The sequence below is a fragment of the Streptomyces graminofaciens genome, from assembly GCF_030294945.1.
Taxonomy (GTDB): domain Bacteria; phylum Actinomycetota; class Actinomycetes; order Streptomycetales; family Streptomycetaceae; genus Streptomyces; species Streptomyces graminofaciens.
This window is the reverse complement of the sequence record NZ_AP018448.1, coordinates 1,893,242-1,917,873: the sequence shown is the minus strand read 5'-3', so window position 1 is coordinate 1,917,873 and position 24,632 is coordinate 1,893,242. Positions and strand designations below refer to the sequence as shown.

Annotated in this window: 23 protein-coding genes and 3 pseudogenes; 17 read left to right on the top strand and 9 right to left on the bottom strand. The window is 69.2% G+C overall.

Going from position 1 to position 24,632, the window contains the following annotated elements; genetic code table 11:
• Nucleotides 1-431: 431 nt before the first annotated feature.
• From SGFS_RS08400 to SGFS_RS08390, 3 genes and pseudogenes are all read right to left on the bottom strand, one after another.
• Nucleotides 432-833, bottom strand: a pseudogene (locus SGFS_RS08400) (ATP-binding protein); the annotation flags it as partial.
• A 16-nt stretch (nt 834-849) separates the two neighbouring features.
• A pseudogene (locus tag SGFS_RS08395) lies at nt 850-960 on the bottom strand (IS5/IS1182 family transposase); the annotation flags it as partial.
• Between the two features lie 329 nt (nt 961-1,289).
• Nucleotides 1,290-3,296, bottom strand: coding sequence for a flavin monoamine oxidase family protein (locus SGFS_RS08390; RefSeq protein WP_286249033.1), 2,007 nt, complete (start codon nt 3,294-3,296; stop codon nt 1,290-1,292).
• Between the two features lie 293 nt (nt 3,297-3,589).
• Here SGFS_RS08390 and SGFS_RS08385 point away from each other — a divergent pair, with 293 nt between their 5' ends.
• Together SGFS_RS08385 and SGFS_RS08380 are read left to right on the top strand one after the other, a co-directional pair.
• The gene (locus SGFS_RS08385) at nt 3,590-4,054 is read left to right on the top strand and encodes a hypothetical protein (RefSeq protein WP_286249030.1); all 465 of its coding nucleotides are present in this window, start codon (nt 3,590-3,592) and stop codon (nt 4,052-4,054) included.
• Nucleotides 4,054-4,419, top strand: a complete 366-nt coding sequence (locus SGFS_RS08380) for an NAD-binding protein (RefSeq protein WP_286249028.1) — start codon at nt 4,054-4,056, stop codon at nt 4,417-4,419. Before SGFS_RS08385 ends, SGFS_RS08380 begins: the two co-directional genes overlap by 1 nt.
• A 188-nt stretch (nt 4,420-4,607) precedes the next feature.
• Here the strand turns inward: SGFS_RS08380 and SGFS_RS08375 are convergent, their stop codons facing one another.
• On the bottom strand, nt 4,608-4,760 hold the full coding sequence (locus SGFS_RS08375; RefSeq protein WP_286249027.1) for a hypothetical protein: 153 nt from the start codon (nt 4,758-4,760) through the stop codon (nt 4,608-4,610).
• Between the two features lie 1,005 nt (nt 4,761-5,765).
• On the opposite strand from SGFS_RS08375, the gene SGFS_RS08370 reads away from it, so the two are divergent.
• The 9 genes from SGFS_RS08370 to SGFS_RS08330 all read left to right on the top strand — a co-directional run bounded on the left by SGFS_RS08370 (nt 5,766) and on the right by SGFS_RS08330 (nt 15,001).
• Complete coding sequence (locus SGFS_RS08370) at nt 5,766-6,698, top strand: hypothetical protein (protein WP_286249026.1); 933 nt, start codon at nt 5,766-5,768, stop codon at nt 6,696-6,698.
• Nucleotides 6,699-6,763: 65 nt separating this feature from the next.
• A complete protein-coding gene (locus SGFS_RS08365; protein ID WP_286249025.1) occupies nt 6,764-8,422 on the top strand; it encodes a fatty acyl-AMP ligase in 1,659 nt (552 codons plus the stop codon).
• Nucleotides 8,423-8,492: 70 nt separating this feature from the next.
• Nucleotides 8,493-8,795 carry a LysM peptidoglycan-binding domain-containing protein gene (locus SGFS_RS08360; protein WP_286249024.1) on the top strand — a complete coding sequence of 101 codons (303 nt, stop codon included), beginning with the start codon at nt 8,493-8,495 and terminating at the stop codon, nt 8,793-8,795.
• Nucleotides 8,792-9,049 carry an acyl carrier protein gene (locus SGFS_RS08355; protein ID WP_286249023.1) on the top strand — a complete coding sequence of 86 codons (258 nt, stop codon included), beginning with the start codon at nt 8,792-8,794 and terminating at the stop codon, nt 9,047-9,049. The genes SGFS_RS08360 and SGFS_RS08355 overlap by 4 nt, the downstream gene beginning before the upstream one ends.
• Before the next feature lie 27 nt (nt 9,050-9,076).
• Nucleotides 9,077-10,438: a B12-binding domain-containing radical SAM protein gene (locus SGFS_RS08350; RefSeq protein WP_286249021.1), complete on the top strand. Its 1,362-nt coding sequence runs from the start codon at nt 9,077-9,079 to the stop codon at nt 10,436-10,438.
• Nucleotides 10,435-11,178 carry an SDR family NAD(P)-dependent oxidoreductase gene (locus SGFS_RS08345; protein ID WP_286249020.1) on the top strand — a complete coding sequence of 248 codons (744 nt, stop codon included), beginning with the start codon at nt 10,435-10,437 and terminating at the stop codon, nt 11,176-11,178. Before SGFS_RS08350 ends, SGFS_RS08345 begins: the two co-directional genes overlap by 4 nt.
• Complete coding sequence (locus SGFS_RS08340) at nt 11,171-13,588, top strand: molybdopterin oxidoreductase family protein (RefSeq protein ID WP_286249018.1); 2,418 nt, start codon at nt 11,171-11,173, stop codon at nt 13,586-13,588. The genes SGFS_RS08345 and SGFS_RS08340 overlap by 8 nt, the downstream gene beginning before the upstream one ends.
• Nucleotides 13,585-14,529, top strand: coding sequence for an alpha/beta hydrolase (locus SGFS_RS08335; RefSeq protein WP_286249016.1), 945 nt, complete (start codon nt 13,585-13,587; stop codon nt 14,527-14,529). Before SGFS_RS08340 ends, SGFS_RS08335 begins: the two co-directional genes overlap by 4 nt.
• Nucleotides 14,530-14,797: 268 nt before the next feature.
• Entirely contained in the window at nt 14,798-15,001 is a 204-nt protein-coding gene (locus SGFS_RS08330; protein WP_286249015.1) for a hypothetical protein, read from the top strand.
• A gap of 190 nt (nt 15,002-15,191) precedes the next feature.
• On the opposite strand, the gene SGFS_RS08325 is transcribed toward SGFS_RS08330, so the two are convergent.
• Nucleotides 15,192-15,755: an SMI1/KNR4 family protein gene (locus SGFS_RS08325; RefSeq protein WP_286249012.1), complete on the bottom strand. Its 564-nt coding sequence runs from the start codon at nt 15,753-15,755 to the stop codon at nt 15,192-15,194.
• A gap of 306 nt (nt 15,756-16,061) precedes the next feature.
• Between SGFS_RS08325 and SGFS_RS08320 the strand changes: the two genes are divergently transcribed.
• The 3 genes and pseudogenes from SGFS_RS08320 to SGFS_RS08310 all read left to right on the top strand — a co-directional run bounded on the left by SGFS_RS08320 (nt 16,062) and on the right by SGFS_RS08310 (nt 18,264).
• Nucleotides 16,062-16,646, top strand: a complete 585-nt coding sequence (locus tag SGFS_RS08320) for an SUKH-4 family immunity protein (RefSeq protein ID WP_286249008.1) — start codon at nt 16,062-16,064, stop codon at nt 16,644-16,646.
• Between the two features lie 349 nt (nt 16,647-16,995).
• Nucleotides 16,996-17,387, top strand: a pseudogene (locus SGFS_RS08315) (IS110 family transposase); the annotation flags it as partial.
• Between the two features lie 157 nt (nt 17,388-17,544).
• Nucleotides 17,545-18,264 (top strand): hypothetical protein, encoded by a 720-nt coding sequence (locus tag SGFS_RS08310; RefSeq protein ID WP_286249006.1) that lies wholly within the window; start codon nt 17,545-17,547, stop codon nt 18,262-18,264.
• A 233-nt stretch (nt 18,265-18,497) separates the two neighbouring features.
• Here the strand turns inward: SGFS_RS08310 and SGFS_RS08305 are convergent, their stop codons facing one another.
• From SGFS_RS08305 to SGFS_RS51780, 3 genes are all read right to left on the bottom strand, one after another.
• Nucleotides 18,498-19,664: a N(5)-(carboxyethyl)ornithine synthase gene (locus tag SGFS_RS08305; RefSeq protein ID WP_286249005.1), complete on the bottom strand. Its 1,167-nt coding sequence runs from the start codon at nt 19,662-19,664 to the stop codon at nt 18,498-18,500.
• 69 nt (nt 19,665-19,733) lie between these two features.
• On the bottom strand, nt 19,734-20,006 hold the full coding sequence (locus tag SGFS_RS08300; RefSeq protein WP_286249003.1) for a hypothetical protein: 273 nt from the start codon (nt 20,004-20,006) through the stop codon (nt 19,734-19,736).
• 379 nt (nt 20,007-20,385) lie between these two features.
• Entirely contained in the window at nt 20,386-20,661 is a 276-nt protein-coding gene (locus SGFS_RS51780; RefSeq protein ID WP_434028253.1) for a hypothetical protein, read from the bottom strand.
• On the opposite strand from SGFS_RS51780, the gene SGFS_RS08295 reads away from it, so the two are divergent.
• The 3 genes from SGFS_RS08295 to SGFS_RS08280 all read left to right on the top strand — a co-directional run bounded on the left by SGFS_RS08295 (nt 20,615) and on the right by SGFS_RS08280 (nt 22,722).
• The gene (locus SGFS_RS08295) at nt 20,615-20,758 is read left to right on the top strand and encodes a cold-shock protein (RefSeq protein ID WP_434026542.1); all 144 of its coding nucleotides are present in this window, start codon (nt 20,615-20,617) and stop codon (nt 20,756-20,758) included. The two genes, SGFS_RS51780 and SGFS_RS08295, sit on opposite strands and share 47 nt — an antisense overlap.
• Before the next feature lie 130 nt (nt 20,759-20,888).
• Complete coding sequence (locus SGFS_RS08290) at nt 20,889-21,980, top strand: fatty acid desaturase family protein (RefSeq protein WP_286249002.1); 1,092 nt, start codon at nt 20,889-20,891, stop codon at nt 21,978-21,980.
• Between the two features lie 289 nt (nt 21,981-22,269).
• On the top strand, nt 22,270-22,722 hold the full coding sequence (locus tag SGFS_RS08280; RefSeq protein ID WP_286249000.1) for a flavodoxin family protein: 453 nt from the start codon (nt 22,270-22,272) through the stop codon (nt 22,720-22,722).
• Between the two features lie 347 nt (nt 22,723-23,069).
• Here SGFS_RS08280 and SGFS_RS08275 read toward each other — a convergent pair whose 3' ends face one another.
• The gene (locus SGFS_RS08275) at nt 23,070-24,632 is read right to left on the bottom strand and encodes a DUF4139 domain-containing protein (RefSeq protein WP_286248998.1); all 1,563 of its coding nucleotides are present in this window, start codon (nt 24,630-24,632) and stop codon (nt 23,070-23,072) included.

The window sequence follows — 24,632 nt, the reverse complement described above, 5'->3', positions numbered from 1 at the left end:
CGGCGCAGGGAGCTCGATCCGGGCCGGCAGCGCGGGTGGTGCCTGACCCAGGCGGCGGGCCCGTTTCTCGTCCAGGGCTCGGTCGCGGCGGTGCTCGGCTTCGCGGCGGCAGACGGCCGAGCAGTAGCGGGTGCGGACCGTCGTCCTGGCCTGGAAGGGGTTCTCGCAGACCGGGCAGGTTTCGGGTCTCCGTCTGGGCCTCGCGGGCGGCGGTGCGGCATTCGGGCGAGCAGAACATGCGCTTCGGGCTGAGGGTCGTGGTGAACTCCCGCTCGCACTGGGGGCAGGTCCGCTGTGTAAGCAGGTGCGAGCGGTCCTTCTCCCGGCAGGTCGGCGAGCAGTACTTGCGTCGGCTGGTCACGGAATCGACCCTGAACCCGGTCTGGCACTCGGGGCAGGTGCGGTCCAACTCGCCGCTGGTGGCGTCGAGTTCATGAGACACGGGCGTTCACTCCCTGGCGAAGGCTGTCGGCGCGGTTCTCGTGGTGGCGGAGCCGGTAGGAAGGGCTGTCGATGCCGACCACCGCGGCCCGGTGCAAGAGCCGGTCCAGCATCGCCGCGGCGACGGTGGCGTCCCCGAACGCCGAGGCCCAGTCCGCGATGCCGACGTTGGTGCTCAGGATCGTGCTCGACTTCAGATACCTCTGATTGATCACCTGGAACAGCGCCGACGCGCCATCCTCAGGCAGTGGCGGATAGCCGAGCTCATCAATGATCAAAAGCCTGGGACCTGCGAAGAAGCGCGTGCAGGTCTTCCAGCGGCCCTCAAGGGCTGCCTTGTGGCACTTGGCCGCCGACTCGGCCGCGGTGGTGAAGTAGACCCGGTGGCCGGCGTCGACCGCGGACGGCCTCGCCGGGGGTTACCGGTGAGCAGTGGGACCGGTTGACGGCTCGTCTGCCTCCCGGCAGCGTGCTCCAGCGTCCGCGGCAGGGGACGCGGACGGTACCGTCGCCGCCTTCGTCACACTGGCCGGGCCGCCGGACGGTGTCGGGACGGGGGCCGCGTCGACACGGTGATCGCCTAGTCCGGCCGCGCCGAACGGGGCCAGGGGAGGGGCTGCTGAGCGAACTACGGGCTCGTGGTCTTGTCATCGACCAGCCAACGAGCCGAACAGGCCCAGGACAGCGGGGTACGCGGTGTCCAGCTGAACGCCCGCCGCCCAAGTCGAAGGACAGCGGGCCGACTGCTGATGAATCGCGTCAGGGCTCCCGCCACCGCGTGAACGAACCCGGGTGCGAGAACAACAGATCGATTCTCTGCGGGGCCCTTAGGCAGGCCGTCGATCAGCTCACGAGGTGTGGACCTCCAGTGCGGCGCGGACCGCCGACTCCAGGGCGCCCTCGATCCAGGCCGGCTTGAGGGAGGTGTGGTCACCCGCGAAGTGCATCGGGCCTTCTGGCACGGGAATGGAGGGCAGCAACTCGGTGTGCTGGCCGGGCAGCAGTACGGACGCCTCTCCGTAGGCGTAAGGGTCGCGCAGCCAACTCTGGGTACGTCCGGCGCCGGTGTAGAAGACCTCTACGCGCTGGCCGTAGACCTGCTGCAGTCCGCACAGGGCGTGCGGGTAGCGGGCCTCGTCGTCCAGGGAGTCCCAGCGGAGTGCGTCGTCCGCCCAACTGTAGGAGGCCAGCACCACTCCGCCGGAGCTGCCGGGCACCGGGTGGGAGGGGTGGTACATGAACCGGTTGGCGCTGTCCGACACCGAGCCGCCGCCCACGACGTGTGTGGCCTGCGGCTGGTCGCGGGAGACGGCACGGTTGGCGGCGTAGTGGGTGCGTTGGCCCGGGGTGATGTGGCCGGTCGGCACGGAGGGATGAGCGCCGAGGAGGCTGCCGTCGGCGGGTGTGCGGCCGGTGCGATAGGCGTCGTACAGCTTCGGGTCGATCCGGCCCAGCTCGCGCTTCCAGTCGGCCTCCGTGAACTCCCACCAACGGCGACTGAACTCCAGTAGCACCTTTGTGGCGCTGTCATAGTGCAGTTCCGCGACCGCGCGGCGCTTGCGGTACGACATCAGGGGGCTGATCTGTACGTGCCGTAGTCCGGAGAAGGGCACGGTGACCACGGCGGCGTCCGCGGTGAACTGCTCGCGCACCACCGGGCTGCCGCGCCCCTCGGAGACCGTGTCCACCCACACCTGAGGGCCCTTGCGGCCGACGTGTGGGGTGTCGGAAGAAGGACGGTCGGGATCGTGGTACTCGACGCGGGTGACCCGGCGGTCGAACCGGACCGTGTCGCGCACCTGCGCCAGCAGCGCGTCCGGCAGCACCGCCGTTCCGCCCTCCAGCTCCCAGAAGGCGGTGTCGGGGCTGATGAGGGAGGAGCCGATGAAGCTGTGGATGAACGACAGGGGCAGGCGTGACGTGAGGTTCTCCAGGGTGCCGATCAGGTCGACAGTGCGCTCGTCCAGCCCGGCGTGCTCGGTCAGGAAGCGGAACATCGACCAGTCGCCGAATCGCTGGATGACCCTGGCCCAGCCCTGCACCCGTTCCGGCAGCGGCTTGTCGACCCGCTTGCCGCCGGCGTCCACGGTGCTGAACTCGTCACGCACCGGATCCAGCACCGACCGAAGGATGGCCGCGGCGGGAGTGTCCCAGCGGGCGCGCGGCACGCCGAACGACCGGTTGATGCGGCGGGGCGCGCGGGCGTAGTCCACACGCCGCGTCCGGATGCCGTTGACGTGAATCCAGGTGCGGTTGGCGGGCCTGCCGTCACCGTCGACGTCAACGTAGTGGAAACGCCGCTTCTTCAGGTTCAGTTGGTCGATCAGACCCATCACCAGCGGGTGGCTGGAGGGCAGGCGCATGGCGCCCGCCTCGGCGTACTGGCGGGGGTCGGCGAAGGGCTGAGCCGCCCGTTCGTGGCCGCCGCGGCGGAAGGTCTTGATGCGTCCGCCCGCCCGGTTGCCGTTCGCCTCGAGAACGGTCACGTGGTGGCCCGCCCGCTTCAGCAGCAACGCGGTCACCAGACCGGCCGGGCCGGCCCCGACGACAAGGACCTTCTTGGGCTTGGCCGTCCGCTGAGCGGGCAGTCCGTCCTTGAGTACCCGCTCGTAGCGTGGAACCAAGGGCCGGTCGTGTTCGTCCACGACCAGCAGGGCCCGGGCCACGGCCAGGCACCTGTCGAAGTCCGCGCCCCGGGTGGGCGTGGGTGCGGCCGGGGCGGCCTGTACGGGCATAGCCGCGGCAGGCGCGCCACTGGCCAGAGTCGTGGCCGCCGCAGCCGTTCCCGCTGCCGTTGTGAAGCTGCGCCTGGACAGGCCTGAACCTGCCACGACGGCTTCGTGATCTTCAGTCATGACGCACTTGTACCGGTCGGCCGACCCGCCCCGCCCAGCTGCGCTGCGGCGTTGCCTCGAACGAGCGATGCCGAGGGCAAACCGCTGACGTCCGATCGGAAGTCCGCGGAGCGGCGCAATTGGCGACGTCCCCGAAGGGATGAAAGGCAGACGGTGATCCGCGTGTCACGGCCGCCTCGTCGGCACACTCTGCGTGGCCGTGAGGGTCGGTGGGGGAGCAGCGGGGCAAACCGGTGCGGCATGGCTAGGGCTGCCGCCGCCGGAACTCGGCGGAACAGGGGGGGGGGGCAGGCATGGGACGAGGGGCCGAACTCAACGGCAGGGCACGCTACTGGTTCGACACCACCTTGGCACGCGGCACCTCCGCGCTCGTCGGCTGGCTGGCTCTGGGCTGCCTCATAGTCGTCCTCCCGGCGAGCGCCGTGCTGGTGTGGACGGACCCACATGCGCCCGTGTCCCGCTCGGAGAGACTGGCGGAGATCCGGCGTCTCACCGGTGAGACACTGCGGCTCGGCGGGGCGACAGGCCCGCTCCTGCACGTGCTGTTGTCGGTACTGCTCGCCCTGGTCGCCTTGGTCGCCCTGGTGTACGTCTCCACCCTCGTCGGTCTGATCACCACCGGACTCACTGAGCGGCTCACCGCACTGCGGCGGGGCGGCTCCACCGTCATCGAGCAGGGGCACTCGGTGGTGCCGTCACGCGGGACGACGACACCGCGCGGCTCAGCGACTGCTCGGGGCTGGTCGACGAGTCGGTGATGGCGCCCTGGCAGCCGGAGAACGCCCGGCCCGAACGGGTCCTGATCCTCGGCTGGAACCGGCGGGCCTCTCTCATAGTCGACCAGTTGGGCCGGTACGCCGCGCGCGGCTCGGTCATTGCCGCGGTGGCGGACCGGAAGGAGGTGACGGCCGAGCAGGTCCGGGACATCGGTGCACACTTCGTACCCTGGCTGACCATCACGTTCCGGCCTGGAGACGTCACCCGGCCCGAGACACTTCGGTGCCTGGAGATCGACTCGTACGACAGTGTCGTCGTGCTCGGCCCGGACCTCGTCCCTGGGCAGCAGCCCGACGAGGCCGACAACCGGACCCTCGTCACGCTCCTCGTTCTTGCAGCTACTTGAACAGGAGACCGGACGGGAGCTGCCGGTGGTCACCGAGATGACCGACGACCGCAACAGGACGCTCGCGCCCATCAGCCCCGGAGCCGACGTGATCATCAGTGGGAAGCTCATCGGCTTGCTGATGGCCCGATCTCACAGAACCCGCACCTGGCCGCCGTGTTCGAGGAGTTGTTCTCCCCCACCGGCAGTCAGGTCCACCTGCGACCGGCGACGTCGTACGTCCTGCCCGGCTGTGAGGCGTCCTTCGCCACGGTCGGCGCAGCGGCGCAGCGGCGCAGCAGCGGGGCGAGTGTGCCACCGGCTACCGCCGCCACGACCAGGCGACGGCCGTTCCCGACCACGGAGTGCGCATCAACCCCGACAAGTGCGCATCAACCCCGACAAGAACGAGCGACGGTGCTGGACCGATCGCGACGAGGTGGTCGTGATCGCGCAGGACTGACGCAGCCTCTTACGGCATGACATTTCGAATGCCGACCAACGGACCGGCGGCCAGGATCGATTCTCATCCAGCGTGCTGCCAAGCAGCAGCTCAAGAAGCTCGCCGCGGTCAAGAGCAACACCTCTGCCCGGCTCGCGCTCGCCTGGTTCCTACGTCGGCGTCGCCGACGTCGAGCTCATCGCGCCCACCTCAGGTACATCACGCAGATCCTTTCCCCAGGGCTCCGCAGGAAGCCGGTAACCGGCCGCCATGTTGTCCAATTTCGCCACCGACTGGCCCTCGAGCCACAACGCTCTTGATGGACCAGGAAGAGCTTCCTCGGCCAGGCGGTTGGACTGGAGAAGTCAGCGCACCGAGCGCGTGGCGAAGATCGTGGGAAAGAACGGCGAGTCGTCGCTCCAGAGGACGGACCCGCCCTTGCGCAGTCTGACGGCAACGCAAGAAAGCCCGAAATGAGTTCGTCGGTAATTTTTCCGTGAATGTGGCTGAGTGTACGGCGCATTTCTGTCTCCGGACTTCGGATCTCGGGGCAAATCTCACACCGTGGAGGCGGGGGCGGTGAGGTTCCAGGCCTGCACAGGACGCTCACAGATTAGGCATGATGGCGTCTCGCATTTCGAGACGAGTCTGCCGACGTGAATCCCCTGCCGCGCGCGTCGAGCCCGTGTGGGCTTACGCGTTGTGATCGACGGCCCCGTGCGTCGCCCGCGTCTCCCGTTGATTATTACCTACGGTAACAGAAATGTGTGATTCCGTTCCTCTTTCTTTGTCGAGTGGATTCTCCGCGTCCTTTCCAAGGGGTAGCCAGCAACCTGCCGGGTCAGCAGAATGGAGCGGCGGCACGGCCTTTCCAGGCCTCAAAGCATGTTTTCGGCCACCTCTCGACTCGTGTGCAAGGAGCACCATGCCCGTCTCCGAACAGCCCCTGGAGTCGCAGAAACTGGTGGCGGAAAGTGTCACCCCCCTCGACTTTCCCGACCTGGACGCGCGGTTCCGACTGAAGACCGCGACGGTCGTCACCTCGTGCATGCGGCTGAGCTATGAGGAGTTCGCCCGCGGCATCGACGTGGCCGCGGTGCGGGCCGACGGGGTCATCACCGTGATTTCCTCCGTCGACTTCAGGCGCAGTCCCCTGGCGCTCCCCGTGGCCGGCCCCCTGCACCACCGGGTGGAATTGAGCCACTGCGAATTGTCCGGCCACGGTCTGGGCTCGCGGCTCACCAGGCTCGGGTACGAATCGCTCCACACCTTCTCGGCACCCCCCGGTACCGGCGACGTACGCCGCTACCGGGAACTGGCGGACCCCGACCCCATGCCCTGCGCGAGCGCGCGCATCGTCTTCGCCATGCTGCGCCCGAAGGCGGCGCCGACCGCGCGGATGGTCTCCGAACCGCTCGAGGAACTGCGGCACCTGCCCGTCCAGCCGCTCAGTGAACCGCATCCCACCGCGGAGACACTGACCGCTGTGCCCGAGGACGCGGTCCGCACGGACGCCGAACGCGAAGGTGTCTTCGGGCTGCACCACACCGACGTCAACCAGTTCGTCTACACCGGCGAGTACGTCGCCCTGATGGAGAGTCACCAGACGCTGTTGCTGAGCGACGCGGGTATCGCCGCCGCCGACCACGTCACCGAGCGGGTCGCCGTGCTGTTCAAGGCCCCCTTCAGCGCCGGCGACGAGTACGTCGTCCGGTCCGCCCTCCACCGGTCGGGCGACCCGGACACCCCCTCCACCGTCGCGGTCATAGGTGTGCACCGCCGCACCCCCGAGGGCATCGACCCCCGCCCCGCGGTCCTCGGCCGCGTCGAGGGCCGTACGCCGCCGGCACAGCCGTAGGGCGCGCACCCGCGACCGTAGACCTTCCGCACCGGACCCGGACCGCGCCCCAGGGAGGCAGCTCCGTGACCGAACCGCGCACCATGTCGGACATACTGGCCGGGCTCGACAGCCCCGGCCGGGGTCTGACCTTTCTCGACTCCGGCCCCGAACCGCTCTCCTTCGCCGAACTGGCCCGCACCACCGAAAACTTGGCCCGTCGTTGGGCCGGGCTCGGGGTGCGGCCCGGTGACCGGGTGGTGCTGGCCGCCACGGACATCCGGGAGCTCGCCCTCGCCCTGCTCGCGGCGATGCGGGCCGGTGTGGTGCCCGTCCCCGCCTTCCCGCCGCTGGCGTTCGGCAAGGGCAGCGAACAGGTCAGGGCGCTGGCCCGGATCTGCCGGGCCGCGGGCGCCGAGGTGTGCCTGGTCGGTGACCACTCCGTGGCCGCGCTCCAGGACGCCGGGCTGTCCTGCCGCATCGGCACCTTGCAGGACCTGGTCGCCGCGGTGCCGGGGCCGCCGCCACCGGCGCCCGGCCCCGACGACTCCGCGCTCCTGCAGTTCACCAGCGGCAGTACCGCCGATCCCAAGGGCGTCGTCGTCACCCAGCGGGCGCTGGCCGTCCACACCCGCGCGCTCGCCACGGCCCTGGACATCGACTGCGAGCGGGACCGCGGGGTCAGCTGGCTGCCGATGTACCACGACATGGGACTCATCGGGAAACTCCTGGTGGCGGTGGTGACCCAGACCTCCACCTGGTACGTGTCCCCGCTGCAGTTCCTCAGGGACCCGATGGGCTTCCTGCGCCTGCTGTCCGAGGTGCGCGGCACCATCTCGTACGCCCCGAACTTCGCGTACGGGCTGCTCACCCGGCGGGTCCGGGACGGTGTGCCCGGCGATCTGGACCTGTCCGCCTGGCGGATCGCCGGCTGCGGGGCGGAGCCCGTCCGCGCGCAGACACTGCGCAGGTTCGCCGAGGTGTACGAGCCCGCCGGATTCCGCGCCGAAGCCTTCTTCCCCTGCTACGGCCTCGCGGAGGCCACCCTCGCCGTGTGTACCGCGACGCCGGGCAAGGGCATGACGACTCTGACCGTCGACGCGGACGGGTTGACCGGACAGGCCGTCGCACTGCCCACACCGGCGGGCACCGGACGCACCCTGGAGCTCGTGTCCAACGGCCGTGCGCTGCCCGGCACTTCCGTGGCCGTCGTGGACGAGGAGGGTCGCGCGCTGCCCGAGGACACGGTCGGCGAGATCGTCGTGTCCGGCGACCACCTGGCGAGCGGCTATCACGACGACCCCGAACTGACTGCGCGCACCTGGCGGAACGGGCGGCTGCACACCGGGGACACCGGCTTCCTGCACGACGGGGAGCTGTACGTGACCGGCCGGATCCGGGACCTGATCATCGTCAACGGCCGCAACCACCAGCCGCACGACATCGAGCGCATCGCCGAGCAGGTCGACGGCGTACGCCCGGGCAACGTGATCGCACTGGCCGCCGACCAGGGGGACAGCACAGCCGTACGCATCGTCCTGGAGCCGCGTTCGTTCCCGGCACCGGCCGACCTGCCGCGCCGCGTGACGCTGGCGGTACAGCGCGGTCTCGGCGTCCCGGTCGCCGACGTGGTCGTCATCCCCAAGGGCAGTCTGCCGAAGACCAGTTCGGGCAAGCCCCGCCGACGCCACACGGCGCAGCTGCTGGAGTCGGGCCGGCTCACACCGTCCGACCGAGAGAGCTGAGACATACGCAGGCCGAGAAACGCGCAAGCCGAGACATACGCAAGCCGAGACATACCAAGGGAGCGCACCGATGAGCACACCCCGGCCGGAGGTCGGCGGCCCGTACACGGTGCAGGAGGGGGACACGATCACCGAGATCGCCTTCCTGGCCTACGGCGACGCGCGCCGCTACGTGGACCTGGCCGAGCACAACAAGGACGTACCCGGATTCGCCCCGGCCCGGCTGCGGTCAGGCCTTGTGATCACCATTCCGGAACCCGACTACCTGCCCCGCCCCAGCGGCCTGGGCGGCATGCGAGGCGGCGCGGGACAGACGTTCGCGCTGCGGGACGGCCGCTCGGCGGACCGCTCGGCGGACGGAGGAGAGCGATGACCATCGAGACCCAGGACCCCATTTTCGACACGGTGTGCGGCGTCATCTCGCGGATCGCGAAGGTACCGCCCGAGACGGTGCGCGCCGACGCGCCCGTCAGCGGACTGCAGAACGTCGACTCGATCGTCCTGCTGGAAATCATCGTCACGGTCGAGAACGAGCTCGACATCGAGATCGACGAGGCCGAGCTCTTCGAGATCGACACCGTCGGAGAGTTCGTGGCCGCGTGCCGACGGCTCGTCGCCGCGCCCTGAGGAACGACCGGGAGGGATCAGCCAGCCATGCCGCGCTCCAAGAAACTCCTGCTCATATCGCCGCGGGCCACGTTCTTCGGACGGAACCCGAAACACCAGCAGTTCAAGCGGGAATCCCGCGAGTTCCAGTTCTTCGACTACACCTGGACCGGCTTCGCCACGGGGCTGATCATCGTCGGATCGCTCACTCCGCCCGAGTACGACATCCGGTACATCGACGAGAACATCGAGCCGGTCGACTTCGACGCCGAGGCGGACCTGGTGGCGGTCACCGGGATGACCGCCCAGGCCGACCGGATGTACGAGATCGCCGCGGCCTTCCGCGCCCGCGGCGTGCCCGTGGTGGCGGGCGGGCTGCACGCCAACCTGCTCCCCAAAGAGGTGGCGCGGCACGTCGACGCCGTGTGCGTGGGTGAGGCGGAGGCGCTGTGGCCCCAGGTGCTGCACGACTTCGAACAGGGTGAGCTGAAGCCGATGTACCGCCAGCGCGGCCGGGCCGACCTGACACAGGCGCCGCGACCCCGCTGGGAACTGGCCCAGGAGCGCTACTACCCGAGCGTGTGGGTGGAGACCTCGCGCGGCTGCCCGCACACCTGCCGGTTCTGCGCGGCCACCATCCGCTACCGCGACAAGCTCGGCTACAAGACCGTCGACCAGGTCGTCGCCGAGGTCGAACTCGTCCGGGAACGCTTCGACAACCCCTACGTCCTCTTCTCGGACGACAACTTCGTGGTCGACCGCAATCGCACCCGGGAACTGCTCAAGCGCCTGATCCCTCTCGGCATCAAGTGGAGCGGCCAGTCCGACGTGTCCTTCTACAAGGACCCCGAGATCCTCGAACTGATGCATGACAGCGGCTGCATGATGATGCTGATCGGCTTCGAGAGCGTCTCGATGGAGACCCTGAGCGGCATCGACGAGCGCAACTGGAAGCTGCGGGCGCTCAACACGTACGTGGAGGCGACGAAGGCCATCCAGGACCACGGGATCGGCGTGTACGGAGCCTTCACCCTCGGTCTGGACACCGACACCAAGGACTCCTTCGAGGAGACCACCGCCTTCATGAAGGAGAACTACCTGGCCGGTATCCAGGCCTCCTGCGTCACACCGTTCCCCGGTACGCCGCTGCGCGGCGACATGGAGCGGGAGGGCCGGATCCTCACCGACCGCCCCTGGTCGCACTACACCGTCTTCGACGCGGTCTACCAACCCAAGCACATGACCCCCGAGGAGCTGGAGGAAGGCACGATCGGCATCTACCGCAGCTTCTACAACCGGGAGTTCTCGCTGCGGAAGACCCGGCACTTCAAGTCCATCTACCGCAACCTCGTCCGCAAGAAGGCCGAGCGGGACGAGGCGCTGGCCACCACCGGCCGGAGCATGGTGTGAGGGCGGCCGTCATCGGCCCCGGCGGCATCGGGGCCGAGGTCGTGCGGGCACTGCGCTCCCGCGGGCACGAGGTGGTGGTGGGCTGCCACGGGTCCACGGAGGCGGCCGAACGCCTGGGTGTGCCGGGGGCGTCGGTCGACGCGACGGAACCCGAGTCGTGCCGTGAGTTCTTCGCGTGGGCGTGGCGCACCCAGGGCCCGTGCACGGCGGTGGTCAACTGCTTCGGCACCGTGGCGGAGGGACCGCTGCTGAAGGCGGACCCGAAGGTCGTGGACCAGCTGCTCGACACCAATCTGCTCGGCGTCATGAACGTCTGCCGTGCGGTGGCCTTCCGGATGATGAAGGCCGGCGGCGGTGCGGTCGTCAACATCGGCTCGGCCGCCTCGCGGGTCGGAGTGCCCGGCCTGTCGGGGTACGCGGCGGCCAAGGGCGCGCTGGCGAGTTTCGGGCGGGCCATGGCGGCCGAACTCGCCCCCTACCGGATCACCTGCAACACCGTGCTGCCCGGGTTCGTGGACTGTGGCACCACGGCCGAGCGGTCCGAGGAGTGGAAGGCCGCCGTGGCACGGCACGTCCCGCTCGGGAGGCTGGGCACGGCGGCGGACGTGGCCGCGCTCGCCGCCCATCTCGCCTCACCCGAGAGCAGCTACATCACCGGCCAGGAGTTCGTCGTGGACGGCGGCTGGACGCTGGGCAGTCCGGCCCTGGCCAGGGACCTGATGGAGGCCGGCAGTGGCTGATCCCGCGCAGGGTTCCCCCGGACGGGCCAGGCAGACGTTGTGCACCTTCTGCGGCGTCGTGGACCAGGTCACCGTCACCGAGGACCGCAAGGTGCGCGCCACCGGCAGTCTCGGGGTGTGCGTCAAGGGCGCGCACTACTTCCAGAAGCACCTCGGAGCGCACCCTGAGAAGGTCGCCCGGTTCACCAGCCCGATGCTCAGGTCCCCGTACGGCTGGGAGCGGGTCTCCTGGGACTACGCCATCGACATGGTCGCCGACACCATCCTCACCGACCGGCAGGACTTCGGGCGCGACGCCCTGGCGTTCTACGGCGTCGGCCAGATGACCATGGAAGCGCTGTGGGTCACCAAGAAGTTCTTCCAGGGGCATCTGGGCTCGAACAACATCTGCTCCAACGCCGAGCAGTGCCTGGCCAACAACGCGGGTGGACACGAGCTGGTGTTCGGCAACGAGGGGCCGTTCTCCTGCTACGACGACTACCGTTCGGCCGAGGCCATCTTCTTCTACGGCCACAATCCGGCCATCAACCATCCGACCGTGTTCCAGCGGTACGTCCGCCGCAACCGCGACGCCGTGAAGGTGGTCGTCGACCCGCGGCGCACCGACACCGTCACCCAGCTGCTGGCCGACAACCCGGACAACATCCATCTGCCGGTGCGCAGCGGCAGCGACGTCCTGCTGAACCTGATGTTCGCCCGTCGGCTCCTCGACACCGGGGCGTGGGACCGGGGTTACGTCGAGCGGCACGTCGATCAGGACAGCGCCGCGAGCTTCCTCGACCTCCTGCGGCAAGGGCCGTTCTCCGTCGACGAGGTGGTACCGCGCATCACCCCCGAGGGCATGGACCCGGCCGAGATGCGTGCCAGGGTCGAGCGGGCCTGCGACCTGTGGGCCCGGCGCCGTGTGGTGTCCACCAGCTCGGTGGGCATCAACCAGACCGTCGGCAGCGCCGGAGTGGCGTCCATCCTCAACCTGCACCTGCTGACCGGCGCGATCGGCGAGCCGGGGCGCGGTCACGTCCGGATGGCGGGCCAGTCCAACGCCTCCAGCGAACTGGCGCTCGGCTTCTCCGGCAGACTGCTGCCGTTCCGCGCGCGGGTCGACAACCCCGAACACCGGGCCGTCATGGCGGACAAATGGAATCTGCCGCCGTGGCGGATAAGCCCCCGACCGGGGCTCCCCGTGGCTTCCTTCGCCACCTCGGAACGGCTGCGCACCCTCTTCGTCTTCGGTACCAACCCGGCGCGGAACTTCCCCAACCTCCGGCGCTGGCGCGAGAAGATGATGGACCTGTGCATCGTGTACGCGGACTCCTACTACAACCCGGAGATCCTGGAGTACGCGGACATCATCCTGCCGTGCCGGACGAAGCACGAGACGTCGGGGATCTTCCTCAACGGCGAGCGCCGGCTGCAGTACATGGAGCCGGTGGAGGAGCCCCCGTTCGAGGCATGGGGCGACGTCCGCATCGTCTGCTCGGTCGCCCGGCGGATCGCCGATCGCCTCGGGGACCAGCAACCGCCCGCGACGGACGGTGAACCGTCCCAGGAGGACATCGAGTCGTGGGTCGCCGACGGCAACCTCGACCTGTCCGGCCCCGCGCTGGACGCCGCCTTCCGGTACCCGGCCGGGCCTGACGGCGAGCCCTCCGGCGAGGCGATCTGGCAGGAGATCCAGCAGGCCTCACGGGGCTTCTACAACGAGTTCATCGACGCGGACGGCGAGCCGATCACCCAGGACCGCATCCGCTCGGGGGAAGGCGTCCAGTGGCAGGGCGAGCGCCGCTATGTGCCGACCCCGGCCGACGGGGACGGGGGCGCCGGCGGTGACGGGGCATCCGGCGGCGACGGTTCGGCCCACGGTGACGGTTCGGCCGACGGTGAAGTCCCGCTGTTCTCCGGGGTGTTCCGCGCGGACCGGCGCCGGGCCCGCTTCCACCTGCCGGCCGCCGAACGGCTGGTGCCCTTCCAGGAGCGAGGCCGGGGCTTCGTACTGATCACCGGTCGTGGTGCGATGGGTACCGGCAACGCCGTGCGCCGCCAGAACACCGCGATGTTCAACTCCTCGACCGCGACCGGCGCCGACGACTGGCCCGAGCGCAACCACGTGTACGTCAACCCGGCAGACGCCGAGCGCGTCGGCCTCGCCCCGGGAGCCGAGGCGGTGCTGCGCAACGACCTGGGCGAGATCATCTGCCCCGTGGCGATCAGCGAGGACGTTCCGGCCGGACACGTGTACCTGACGTTCCACCCGGACCGGGCCGGAACCCATCCCAACATCCTGACCAGCTCCGACAACATCGACCCGCACACCTGGCAGCCCCTGCTCAAGGACACCCGCGTCGACGTTCTCCCCGTCGCCCCGGTCGCAGCGTCGATCCCGGCGGCCACCGCGCGGGTGGAGAGATGACCGGCCGTCCGGGCCCGCTCACGTACCCGGTGCGGACCTTCCGCCGACTGGCCGCGCCCGACCCCGGCGCGGACTTCGAACGCCCCGCCGACTACGGGCTGACGGCCGAGCCGTTCACCGCCGTCACCGACGACGGGCTGCGCATAGCCGGGTGGACGTTCGTACCGCCTCGTGCCTGGGGTTTGGTGATCGTCTGCCACTCCCGCAACACCGGCAAGTCCCGCACACTGAAGCAGACCAGACTGCTGTACGACCAAGGGCTGGCCGTCGTCGGATTCGACTTCCGGGGCTGCGGCGAGAGCGACGCCTCCCGCCGCAGGTTGCGCGGCAGTCTGTGGGACCCGCTGGCGGACCTGGAGGCCGTGTCGGCCCACGTACGGAGGCGCTTCGCGGACACCCCGCCGCTGGCCGAACGGGTGGCACTGCTCGGCTGCTCCTTCGGAGGCAACATGGCCCTCGCGTACCTGGGCAGGCCGTCCGGCGCGGCACGCCACCCCGCCCTGATTCTCGACTCCACTCCGCTGGTGCGCTGGAAGGACATGCTCGGCGAGCAGCTGCGCCGGGAGCGCCAGGGCGCCCGGTGGCGGGCACCGCGCGCGCTGGCCGACCGGGCGATGGCGTCCGCCGTGTCTGCCTGGACGAGGTCACCTGCGCTGTACCGGCACGCGCGCCGGTCGGCCCGGCAACAGTCCGGGGTGGCACTGCTGTACATCGTGGGCGAGCGGGAGACGCTGTTCGACGCGCGGGTCAGCCGTCGATTCGTCGAGGACCACTGGGCCGGCCCCGCGGAGATCTGGCGCGTGTCGAGGGGCCGGCATCTGGCCAACCATGTGGTGGCACCGCAGGAATACGCCCGACGCGTGAGTGAATTCCTGGCGAAGGCCTACGGCGTCCCGCTGACCCGCGGGGAGCAGGCCGAGGCGGGGCGCCACGGGGCCTGACCTGAGTGCCCTTTCGGCATGCTGAAGGAGGCGACGCCGTGGGGAGATCGAGGGCATTGACCTCACCCTCACGTTCCTGCGCCAAGAGCGCGAAGAGAGCCAGCGACTCGCCCGCATCGCGCCGGTCGAACTTGAGGCTTTTCACCACGCGTACGTCGGGTAGCCCTGCTGAATCTCCTCGGCGAGGCTGCTGCCCGGATACAGGGGCACCGATGTGAAGCCGACGGAGTCGAATCAGCGCACCCGCGAATGGTTTCCCCTCCTACCGGTGCTGATCGACACCGTCGACCGCAGGCGACGCGCCGCAGCCGAACTACTGGCTGCCGCCGAGCACACCCGGCCCGGGGATCTGATCCCCGACCCCGCCGGAGCCTTGCGCAGAGCCGTCGCGCCCAAGGCCGCCGGGCATTTGACCTGGGCCGCCGCGCAGGAAGGCAGGCCTTCTCCCGGCACGGCCACGGGTGCGGGGTGACCGCCGCGCGGCGGTGTCGTTGAGCACGGCAACGCGTGCATGACCATCCGACCCCCGCGGATACGCGAGTGAGCCCCGGACCACATCGGACCAGGTGTGACTGAGCGCCGTACTTGGCCGGTCTGGCCAAGTACGGCGCTCTGTGAGGTGTGTCAGCAGCGAGCCAGGTCGTCGGGAGCGGCCGACGGGGTCACTGCCCGGTCGTTCCAAGGGTTTGGTCCGCCGTTGCGAAGCGGTGCTCCGTCGGCTTCAGCACTTCGTAGAGGTAGCCGAAGTACTCCGTTTCCGCCGTTCCGGTGAGCACCGCCAGTAGGAAGGTGAGGCACCCCATGTCGTGGTGCTCCCATAGGGGGCCGCGCCCCTCGTTGTAGAGCACGGTCCAGTCGTCGGGGTGCTGACCGGGCCGCGCCAGCCAGTACAGGAACGCTCCCGTGCCCTCCTCGAATGCCCACGGCAGGACCCTCGCCCCCGCCTCCTGTAGGCCAGCGGGCTTGTCCTCGAACTCCCACAGGTCGGCCAGGATCTCGTGCCGTTCCGTCGTCTGCGCGTGCAGGTCGCAGTCGTCGTAGGCGGAGTCGGGGACGAGCAGCCAGATCGTCTCGTCGAAGATGCCGTCGCCGTATGTCTCGACGAGCTGCTTGTAGTCGGCGGGCAGAGCCAGACCGAGGGTGTGCTCGGCTTGCGTCCAGTCCACCGCGGGTGGCGGATTGGCGGGCGGAGGGCAGAGTCGGACGAGCGCATCGAGGGCGATCATGGAACGGACGCTACCGGGGCACCAGCCGGGACCCGTGGGAGGGTCGACAGGCCGGGCGGAGACCGGCAGCGGAACCCGGCCCAGGTGCGGCTCGCCGGGGTGAAGACCTCGGCACGTCGGGATCTGCGTCTGTCGGTTGGTCGATGAGCGCGCACTTGGCCGGTCGGGCTACCTACAGCACCCAGTCACAGTGTGGTCGGGCAGCCGGATCACAGGAGGGGCGCATACCGTCGCGTTCGCCGGCTGGTTGTGCGATTGACTGGGGCCGGCATGACCGAACGATGCGAGCTTCATGGGGGCCACGCAGTGACGAGCAACGATATTCCGCTGATACCGGACGCGGTGTGGCTGGAGGAACGGCTGGGCGAAGGCTCGCTCTGGCGACCGGACGAGGCCGCTCTGCCGGCCGAACTGACGCATGCGGGGTCGAGGGAGTTCCTGCTCACGGTCGGCTTTCCCGCCATCGACCTCGACGTCGCGGGGATCGACACGACGCACTTGCGGGACGAGGACTGGATGGAACCGTTCGACGCCGACGAAATCTACGGAGAGCGCTACCCCGACGACGACTCCCCGCCCACGAACTTCTGCTTCACCGTGGCCACCTGGGGCGACCAGCACCTGATGCTCGACGCGGCGAACGGCGGCATCACCCACTACGACCCCAACGGATGGGACCACGGGGCCGGATGGAAGGGCCCGGCCGCCGATGACCTCCCCATGCTGGCCGTGCTCCTCGGGCTGATCGCCGAGTCCAGCAACGCCCTGGAAACGGCCGACGACGCCGCACGCGCGGCCGCCGTCACCGAGCTGCGCAAGCGCATGATCGAACATGAACCGTATGTGGACGACTCTGCGTTCTGGGACGAGATATTCGAGTGCCTGGGCTGAGAACGCGCCGACGAGGACGGGCGTCGCCGGGCGGCCGGTCTCGGCAACAGACCACATGGCCGTGCGCAACCCGCAGGCCTAGGTTGAAGGCATAACCAGAGTGCAGGCAGGGACCGTGGCCGCCCTGCCTGACTCGGCCAGTCGGCGAGTGATCCCCGCGCCGATTCCGATGGACCGGCCGACGCCGGTCACCAACGCGACCGGCCTGACGGCATCGAACAGTGGCTTCACATCAGCAGTCGTCACAAGCCGCAATCGTTCGGCCTGCTACGCGGGGATGGCAACCCGATTTTCCTTCAGCTCATCCACAAGTCTTGGCCATTGCTCCCGTCGGCCGTCGCCGTACCCTCGGCCGATCTACGCGAATAACCCGATGGCCGCCGCACGCTACCGCGACAGGCACAGCGACTCCCGCAAGCAGTCCGACCACCTAGACGCCACGGTGCTCGCGACGAGCATCCTGCGCACCGACGCCGCCGCCCACCGCGCGCTCCCCGCGGACAGTGAACTCGCCCAGGCCGTCGCCGTCCTTGCCAGAGCCCAGCCGGACGCTGCCTGGGATCGCACCCAGGCCGGCAACAAGCTCACTTCGCGTACCTGCGCGAGTACTTCCCCGGTTTCCTCGGTGCGGTCGGCGTATGACGCGAAGGCGTGTGCCACCCCATCGCCCGCGTCCCGCTGACCGCCGTGCCCACCCCCGAGCGCACCTCCCGGCTGACTACGACCGTCGCAAGGGCGCTGAGATGCGCACTGCCTCGGTCGGCCGCATGCTGAGATATAGCCGGTTATAGCCGCGCTCTCGAGCCGTTCATCCCTCGCTCCAGCGGTTGACCGCGCTATTCATTTGTCCCGCCACTCGTGCGGGCCACGCACATACCACGAGAAAGGTGATCGAATCATGACCAGGCCACTGATCCGAGAAGCAGGCAACGCGACACCGGAAGACACGAAAGCGCAAGTCCGTGAAAGCCTCGCACAATCCGGCCTCGACTCCTTCGACGCGATTGTCGAGCGATTGGCAGAATCCGTTCCCCGCACCCTGAATGAAGTTCCCGCGACGCTCGTCGGAAATCTGGACGGTGGCGTCAGCACGCCGCCCAACCACCAGACCCCCGAAATGATGGTGGTGATCGACGGCGAGACCCACGAGCCCGAAGTGATCAAGCAATTCGATGGCCAGGCACTGTATTCCACACCTGGTCTTGACTCCAAGCGAAACGAGGTCCTTTACTGCTTCACTTCGCTGGAGGGTCTCAACGACCATGCGGTCCAGGAGACTTCAGTCCGTCACGACATCGGAACGACGAACCCCGACTCACTCCCAGAGTACTCGTCCTATTTCGAGCACGATGACGCAGGCGGAGACCGGTTGGACAACAGGCCCGGATATGGCTGGAGGAACCTGCGGCGTGTCCCACGCGGGATCCTGGGCCTCGGCGACTGGAACGACATCATTTCGTCGGTCAACTGGTGCCGCTGGCACATAACGCTTTGGGACCGCCCTGACTTTGGGGGCAATCGCCTCGAACTCTACGCCGGACGGACGTACTACCACCTCAGCCAGTATGGATGGGGCGACTGCGTTTCCGCGACAATGAACTGGGGGAGACGCTTCTGACGCCGGACGGTCTGCGCCGGAGGCTCGCCAGCGGTCACTGTGCCTCCCGGCAGAGAGCTTCAAGAAAGGCGTGTTCAGCGGTCAGGCGGTTGGTGGTGAGGGGTTTCCGTCGGTGATCGCCGATGTGTTCCACTGCCTGGAACACATCGGCGACGCCCACAGGCTGCTGGAGTCCGCCCAGTACAGCGGCAAGATCGTTGTGTCCTCATCGCCCAGAGTTCGCCCAGGAGCCGTCAGGCCGCTTGTGCGGAGGGGCGCGGTGCCGGGGAGTGGGGGTAGGCGGCTGTCCGGTGCTGGAAGGAGAGGATCTTCGGGTTCCGGACGACGCCGTCGCGGATCTCGATGGCGTTCCTGACCGTGGCGTCGCTCTCCCATGCCGGGGGGCCGCTCATGACCTTGCGCAGGTAGGGAAGGAGCGCCTCGCTGATTTCCCACGTGGCCGAGTTCCACAGGTGGGACGGGCTGTGGTCGACCGCGTAGTAATGGCAGCCCGACCCGACTGTGGGCATCGGCTCGCCGAAGGACGTCGGGCGGGCCCATGCAAAACCCATGCCCTCGTCACAGGCGACATCGATGAAGAAGCTCCCCGGCCGGAACAAGGCGAGTTCCTCTTCGGTGACGAACACCAGCGGCGCGTCGGTGTCCTGCCGGATGCAGTTGACGATGATGTCGAACCCGGCCAGATACTCCGCGAGCGGCACGGGACCGGCCGAGGTGAGTGCCCGCAGGCGCGACGGATCGCCGTCCTGCTCCTCGAAGTGGCCCATCACGACCGACGGCATCGGCGAAGCCACCGCCGCCGCGGCGCGCTGGGTGAGCACCGTGACGTCGGAGACGCCCATGGCACCCAGACCCGTGACCGCTCCGCGCGCCGTGGCGCCGAAACTGATGACCACCGCGCGCAGGCGGCGTCCGTAGCTGCCGGTCAGCCCGCCGAGCTGCAGGGCGTGCAGCACCGAGCAGTAGCCGGCGAGCTCGTTGTTCTTGTGGAACACATGGACGCTGAAGGCGCCCGCGGAGGTCCAGTGGTTCATGGCCTCCCAGGCGATGAGGGTCAGGCGTCGGTCGATGCCGAGCTGGGTCATCCGCTCGTCCTGCACACAGTGCGGCCAACCCCACAGCACTTGGCCCTCGCGCAGCCCGGCGACGTCCTCGTGCATCGGTTTGGGCAGCAACAACACGTCACATTCGGCGACGAGTTGCTCGCGGGAGCGCAGGCCGGCCACGAGCGGCCGCAGCGCGTCGTCGGCGACGCCGAACCGTTGACCGTAACCCTGTTCGAGAAAGATCCTCTCGCGTACGTCCGGGGCGATCCGGTCGAGGTGGCCGGGGTGCAACGGCAGGCGGAACTCGTTCTCCTTGCGGGAGGAGGCGAGTACTCCGAGACTCATAAGGCTCATGCGCTTCCTCGTCATTCCATGCGTATCGTGCGTGTCGTGCTGGTTGTGGCTGCCGGGAGTTAGTCCGGGTCAGGAGCGGTCGGCCTGGTGCCTGCGCAGCCGCTCGGCCATCGGGAGGGGCGTCTCGTCCAGACCGGTGACCGACCCGCTCGCCATCCGTGCGCACGTCCCGTGGCAGGCGAGCTGTTGCTTGTCGTCACGGTGGGAAACCACCACCGCTTCCGCGTCCGGTGCGCTCCGGTAGTCAGTGCCGCAGATGAGACAGGCCAGCCCGGAGATCATCTCGGCGGTCGGTTCGGGGCGGCCGCGGCGGCGGCCGGAGATCGCGTCCTGTGAATACATATGTCCTGCGTCCTCTTGGTCGGTCCAGGGCAATGCGCGAGGTGCCCGAATGCTGGGGAACACCTCGGGAATCAGGAGATTTCCGCTACCGCGGAGCGCGGAACGGGACAGGGAAGCCGGCGCGAGGGTACGCGTCAGGAGGCATGGTGCGGCTCTTTTCTGGCCGGATCCGATGTGGTCCGGCCATTGCCGTTCCCCGAGGGCGACGCCGAAACGGATGACGGCATGCGAGGTGCGCTCGATACCGCCACCGTACTCCCCTCCGACCCCGGAGCGAGCCGAACGCCGCAGCTGAGCAGCCAGGCGTCACCGGCCTCTTCCCCGCCCAGGCAGCCACCTGCCGGGCGCGGGGAACGATCCCGGCGACCCGGACGTTGAGTCAGTGGTTGTAGTTGAAGTTTGCGATCGTGGAAGCGCCCGCGGAGTTCCGGCAGCGGGCCTTTCGTCGTTCCAGAGGGGTTTTCTTCGACGGCGGACGACCAGCAGCCCGGGATCCCGCGAGCAGCGCGCATACCGCCCTGCTAGTCACCTCGAAGGACACCAGATTGCTCACGGAACCGTGAAGAAGTAGTTCAATCCGGCCGAAGGTTTCGCCTTCATCGCCCCAGATGACGGCGGCGGTGAGATCTTCGTTCCACCACTCGGCAATCGGCACGGGTGGTTTCCGCTCCCTGGAGGAGAAGCAGCGGGTGGAGTTCAGCGTCGGCCAGGGGCCCAAAGTCATGCAGGCCGATCAGGTCCGCGCGCGCTGAGAACACCCTCTGCCGAGGCAGGCACGCACCGCGGGCCTGCCCGCGCGCTGTTTCCATACGGGTTTCCGAATCCCGGCCCTCTGTTCCCGCGCCGTGGGCACCGGTCCGCGCGCACCCCGAGAGGAAAAGTGTGACCACCGACATCATCGACCGGGGCGCCGATCCGGCGGACCACGCCGAGACCACGAAACCCCCGCCCGGCGGCCGGGGCAGCGACTACGCCGCGTTGTCCCGCGAGGTGAAGCGGAGCGGGCTGCTGAAGCGGCGACCCGGCTACTACTCCGTCAAGATCGGGGCGAACCTGCTCCTGCTGGCCGCGGGCTGGACCGCGTTCGCCATGCTCGGGCAGTCGTGGTGGCAGCTGCTGACCGCCGCCTTCCTCGCCGTGATGTTCACCCAGACGGGATTCATCGGGCACGACGCCGGCCACCACCAGATCGCCGCCTCCAAGCGCGTCAACAACCTGCTCGGCCGTGTGCACGCCGACCTGCTGATCGGCCTCAGCTACGGCTGGTGGATCTCCAAGCACACCCGGCATCACTCCCACCCCAACCACGTCGACCGCGACCCCGACATCGCCGACGGCGCGATCGCCTTCACCCAGGACCACGCCCGCGTCCGCAGCGGACCGTACGCCTGGCTGGCCCGACATCAGGCCTGGCTGTTCTTCCCCATGCTGCTTCTGGAAGGACTCGCCCTGCACGTCGCCGGCGTACGGGCTCTGCTCGACCGCAGCGGCACGCATGTCGGGCGGGCAACCAAGCTGGGCGAGGCAGCCCTGTTGACGGCGCATCTCGGCGGCTATCTCGGCGCCGTGTTCTGGGTACTGTCGCCGCTCCAAGCCGTGTGCTTCCTCCTCGTGCACCAAGGGCTGTTCGGGCTTTACATGGGGTGCTCCTTCGCCCCCAACCACAAGGGCATGCCCATCTTCGCCAAGAACGACAAGATCGATTTCCTGCGCCGGCAGGTACTGACCTCACGCAACATCCGAGGCCGCCGGTTCACCGACTTCGCGCTGGGCGGGCTGAACTACCAGATCGAACACCACCTGTTCCCCTCGATGCCGCGGCCCAACCTGCGTCATGCCCAGGAACTCGTGCGCACCTTCTGTGCTCGGCACGGCATCGCCTACTACGAGACGGGACTGTTCAACTCCTACGCCCAAGTGCTGCGGCACCTCCACACGGTCGGCGGCCCCCTGCGCCCCGAACTGGAGTACTGATCACCTTCCGGCCCACCCCAGGGCACAGCATCATCGACGCTCTCGGCGAGACCGGACTCAACTGCCGGGCGGCCAAGCGCCACCAAGGCTCAGACGGCACGCTCCGCCTCCCTCGACTGCGTCCGGTCGGACAGTCTTTCCGCCGCTCAACAGGCCGTCGCGCCCGGTTGTGGGCCGACGAACGGGACGGCCCCGCGAGCGCGATGACGTGCTCGCGGGCAGCGGGCCTTGGGAGGGCTGCCGCTGTGTTTCTTGCGGTCGGCAGGAACGCCGGGGCAAGGTTCGGGGCGTGGCCACTTTGCTGATCGTCCATCACACGCCGTCGCCCAACTGTCAGGCGATGTTCGAAGCCGTCGTCTCGGGCGCGAAGGCGCCGGAGATCGAGAACGTCCGGATCGTGCGGCGGCCGGCGCTGTCCGCCACGGTGTCCGACGTGCTCGCCGCCGACGGGTATGTGCTCGGTACCCCCGCGAATCTCGGCTACATGTCCGGCGCCCTCAAGCACTTCTTCGACCAGGTCTACTACCCCTGTCTGGATGCTGCGCGAGGTCGGCCCTTCGGCTACTACGTGCACGGCGGTAGTGACGTCACCGGGGCGGTACGGGGAATCGAGTCGATCACAACAGGCCTTGGCTGGCGACGTCAGGCCGAGGCCGTCATCGTGACAGGAGAGCCGAGCAAGGCCGACGTCGAGGCGTGCTGGGAATTGGGAGCGACGGTCGCGGCCCAACTGATGTGCTGACCAGCCGTCAGCCGACCCCTGCCGATCCTGGCATGCCCACGCCCATGCCAATGCCCACGCCCACTCCCAGCACCGGCCGCCGGGCGCCCGACCGACGGGGCGGGCCGTCTTCGCAGCGACATCGAACGCATGCGTGCTCACTCGCCCGAACGGATGGTCCGCATCTCGGTCCGACAGGCGCGGACGCAGTGCGCGCGGCGAGAAGCGTGAGAACGCGAGAAGCGGCGGGTGAGTGGGCTCTGCCTCGCCGCGCTCGCAGTGATCGTGCGGTCCGGGTAGCTGAGCCGCCGGCTGAACCAGCGGCCCGACCGGCGCGTCCCGGCCGCCGAGGAACAGGGAGGCGGCGCTCAGAGCCCGGTGACCTTGGCGCTCGCCGACAGCTCGTAGACCAGGGTGACCGTGCGACGGCCGTCGGGCGGGAGAGCGACGTCCCAGCGGGCGATGCCCTCGGCGTCGACCACGTCGGGCGGCGGGGAGCATGAATCCTTGTGCAGGCGTATCTCGACCGCCGAGACCTCGGAGACCGGGATCCGCTCCCGAAGGACGACGAGCCGCTCGCCGTGCTCCCCGGGGGCGGAGAACCGGGACAGGTGCAACCGGACCGTGCGGGTGACCACGGTCCGCTGGGTGATTCCGGCGGAGTCGCGGGACTCCTCGGTATGCCGGGCCACCCTGTAGTCGTCGCAGCTGCCGAAAGCCAGCTCGACGGGCGCACCGGGGGCGGTGAAGTCCAGCGTGCCGCGGCCGCTGAATCCGCTGCCGCGGACCAGATCCACGGGCCCGGCGAGCAGCGCGTGGCCGGACAGATTGTCGAACCGCACCACCCGGGTGACCAGCGGTGACACCTCGGGTGAGCAGGCGTACTCGCTGCTCGCGGCCGTGGTGAACACGGAGAGCGGCACCCGGTGGGCGCGGCCGTCTGAGGGCACGGAGACCGGCGCGGGGGATCTCAGCACCCGCGCCTCGCCGCCGTCGTCCACCCCGGGCAGGCCGAGCACCGGGGCCGGGCCGAGGTCCCCGATCTCCTCCTCGCGCAGCTCGACGTCGACCGTGCGGCGCTCCGCAGGGGAGCGGTCCTCGAGCGTCAGCCGGTCCTCGCCCAGCCGTGGCGGCTCGCCGGCCAGCGCCGAGCGGGCCGTCGACAAGGTCAGCCGTACGTCCGACCAGTCCTCGCCGGTGCGCTGCCAGACCATCGCATCGGTCTCCAGCGTCAGTGAGTCCCCGTCGAGCACGGCACGGTAGGCGGGCCGCCACAGCGCGCACGGCGTGAGGTGGCTCAGGCGCAGCCCGACCGGCCCGGCGGCCGCGGACTCCACGGTCAACTCGACAAGGCCGACCAGCTCGGCGGGCTCCTCCTCGGAGAGGTCCAGGGCCCGCTGGGCTTCGTCGAGTTCGGCAGCGAGCGCGGCCAGCCGCGCCTCCACGGTGCGGAGCTGCTCGCCGTGCGCGTCGCGCTCGTCGTCCACCCGGTCCAGTTCGCGGGCCCAGCGGGACCGTTCGCTCTCCCCGGAGCCGGCGCCTTCGCCGATCTCCCGCAGCAGATCGGCGGCGAGACGGCCGAGCAGGTCGAGGCGGGCATGCAGACGGTCGCGTCGCTGCCCGAGAGCCAGCCGCTCCTCTTCTAGGGCGTGTGTACGACGGCGCAGGGCGGAGTCGTCGTCGGTGGACGGCAGCGGCCCGCGCGGCGTCCAGCTGCGGGCGATCCGCACGTCGAGCACGGTCGCGGGATGATCGGCGCTGAGCTCGGCATGGAGGGTACGGTCGACGGCCAGTGCACTGACCGGCCCGAGACGCAGCCGCTGGACCCCCGCCTCCAGGTCGAGCACGGTGGCGCGCTCGACGTGGGCGCGATCCTCGAGGCACGTGACGGCGGTGACGGGGAGGGCGATCGGCTTCGGGACCGTGGACAT

Excerpts from the sequence above, each read along its gene's own strand:
- SGFS_RS08370 (WP_286249026.1), top strand. The coding sequence starts at position 5,766 with ATGCCCGTCTCCGAACAGCCCCTGGAGTCGCAGAAACTGGTGGCGGAA.
- SGFS_RS08355 (WP_286249023.1), top strand. The coding sequence starts at position 8,792 with ATGACCATCGAGACCCAGGACCCCATTTTCGACACGGTGTGCGGCGTC.
- SGFS_RS08295 (WP_434026542.1), top strand. The coding sequence starts at position 20,615 with ATGACGGCGGCGGTGAGATCTTCGTTCCACCACTCGGCAATCGGCACG.
- SGFS_RS08275 (WP_286248998.1), bottom strand. The coding sequence starts at position 24,632 with ATGTCCACGGTCCCGAAGCCGATCGCCCTCCCCGTCACCGCCGTCACG.
- SGFS_RS08360 (WP_286249024.1), top strand. The coding sequence starts at position 8,493 with ATGAGCACACCCCGGCCGGAGGTCGGCGGCCCGTACACGGTGCAGGAG.
- SGFS_RS08305 (WP_286249005.1), bottom strand. The coding sequence starts at position 19,664 with ATGAGCCTTATGAGTCTCGGAGTACTCGCCTCCTCCCGCAAGGAGAAC.
- SGFS_RS08300 (WP_286249003.1), bottom strand. The coding sequence starts at position 20,006 with ATGTATTCACAGGACGCGATCTCCGGCCGCCGCCGCGGCCGCCCCGAA.
- SGFS_RS08390 (WP_286249033.1), bottom strand. The coding sequence starts at position 3,296 with ATGACTGAAGATCACGAAGCCGTCGTGGCAGGTTCAGGCCTGTCCAGG.
- SGFS_RS08385 (WP_286249030.1), top strand. The coding sequence starts at position 3,590 with ATGGGACGAGGGGCCGAACTCAACGGCAGGGCACGCTACTGGTTCGAC.
- SGFS_RS08335 (WP_286249016.1), top strand. The coding sequence starts at position 13,585 with ATGACCGGCCGTCCGGGCCCGCTCACGTACCCGGTGCGGACCTTCCGC.
- SGFS_RS08380 (WP_286249028.1), top strand. The coding sequence starts at position 4,054 with ATGGCGCCCTGGCAGCCGGAGAACGCCCGGCCCGAACGGGTCCTGATC.
- SGFS_RS08350 (WP_286249021.1), top strand. The coding sequence starts at position 9,077 with ATGCCGCGCTCCAAGAAACTCCTGCTCATATCGCCGCGGGCCACGTTC.
- SGFS_RS08325 (WP_286249012.1), bottom strand. The coding sequence starts at position 15,755 with ATGATCGCCCTCGATGCGCTCGTCCGACTCTGCCCTCCGCCCGCCAAT.
- SGFS_RS08310 (WP_286249006.1), top strand. The coding sequence starts at position 17,545 with ATGACCAGGCCACTGATCCGAGAAGCAGGCAACGCGACACCGGAAGAC.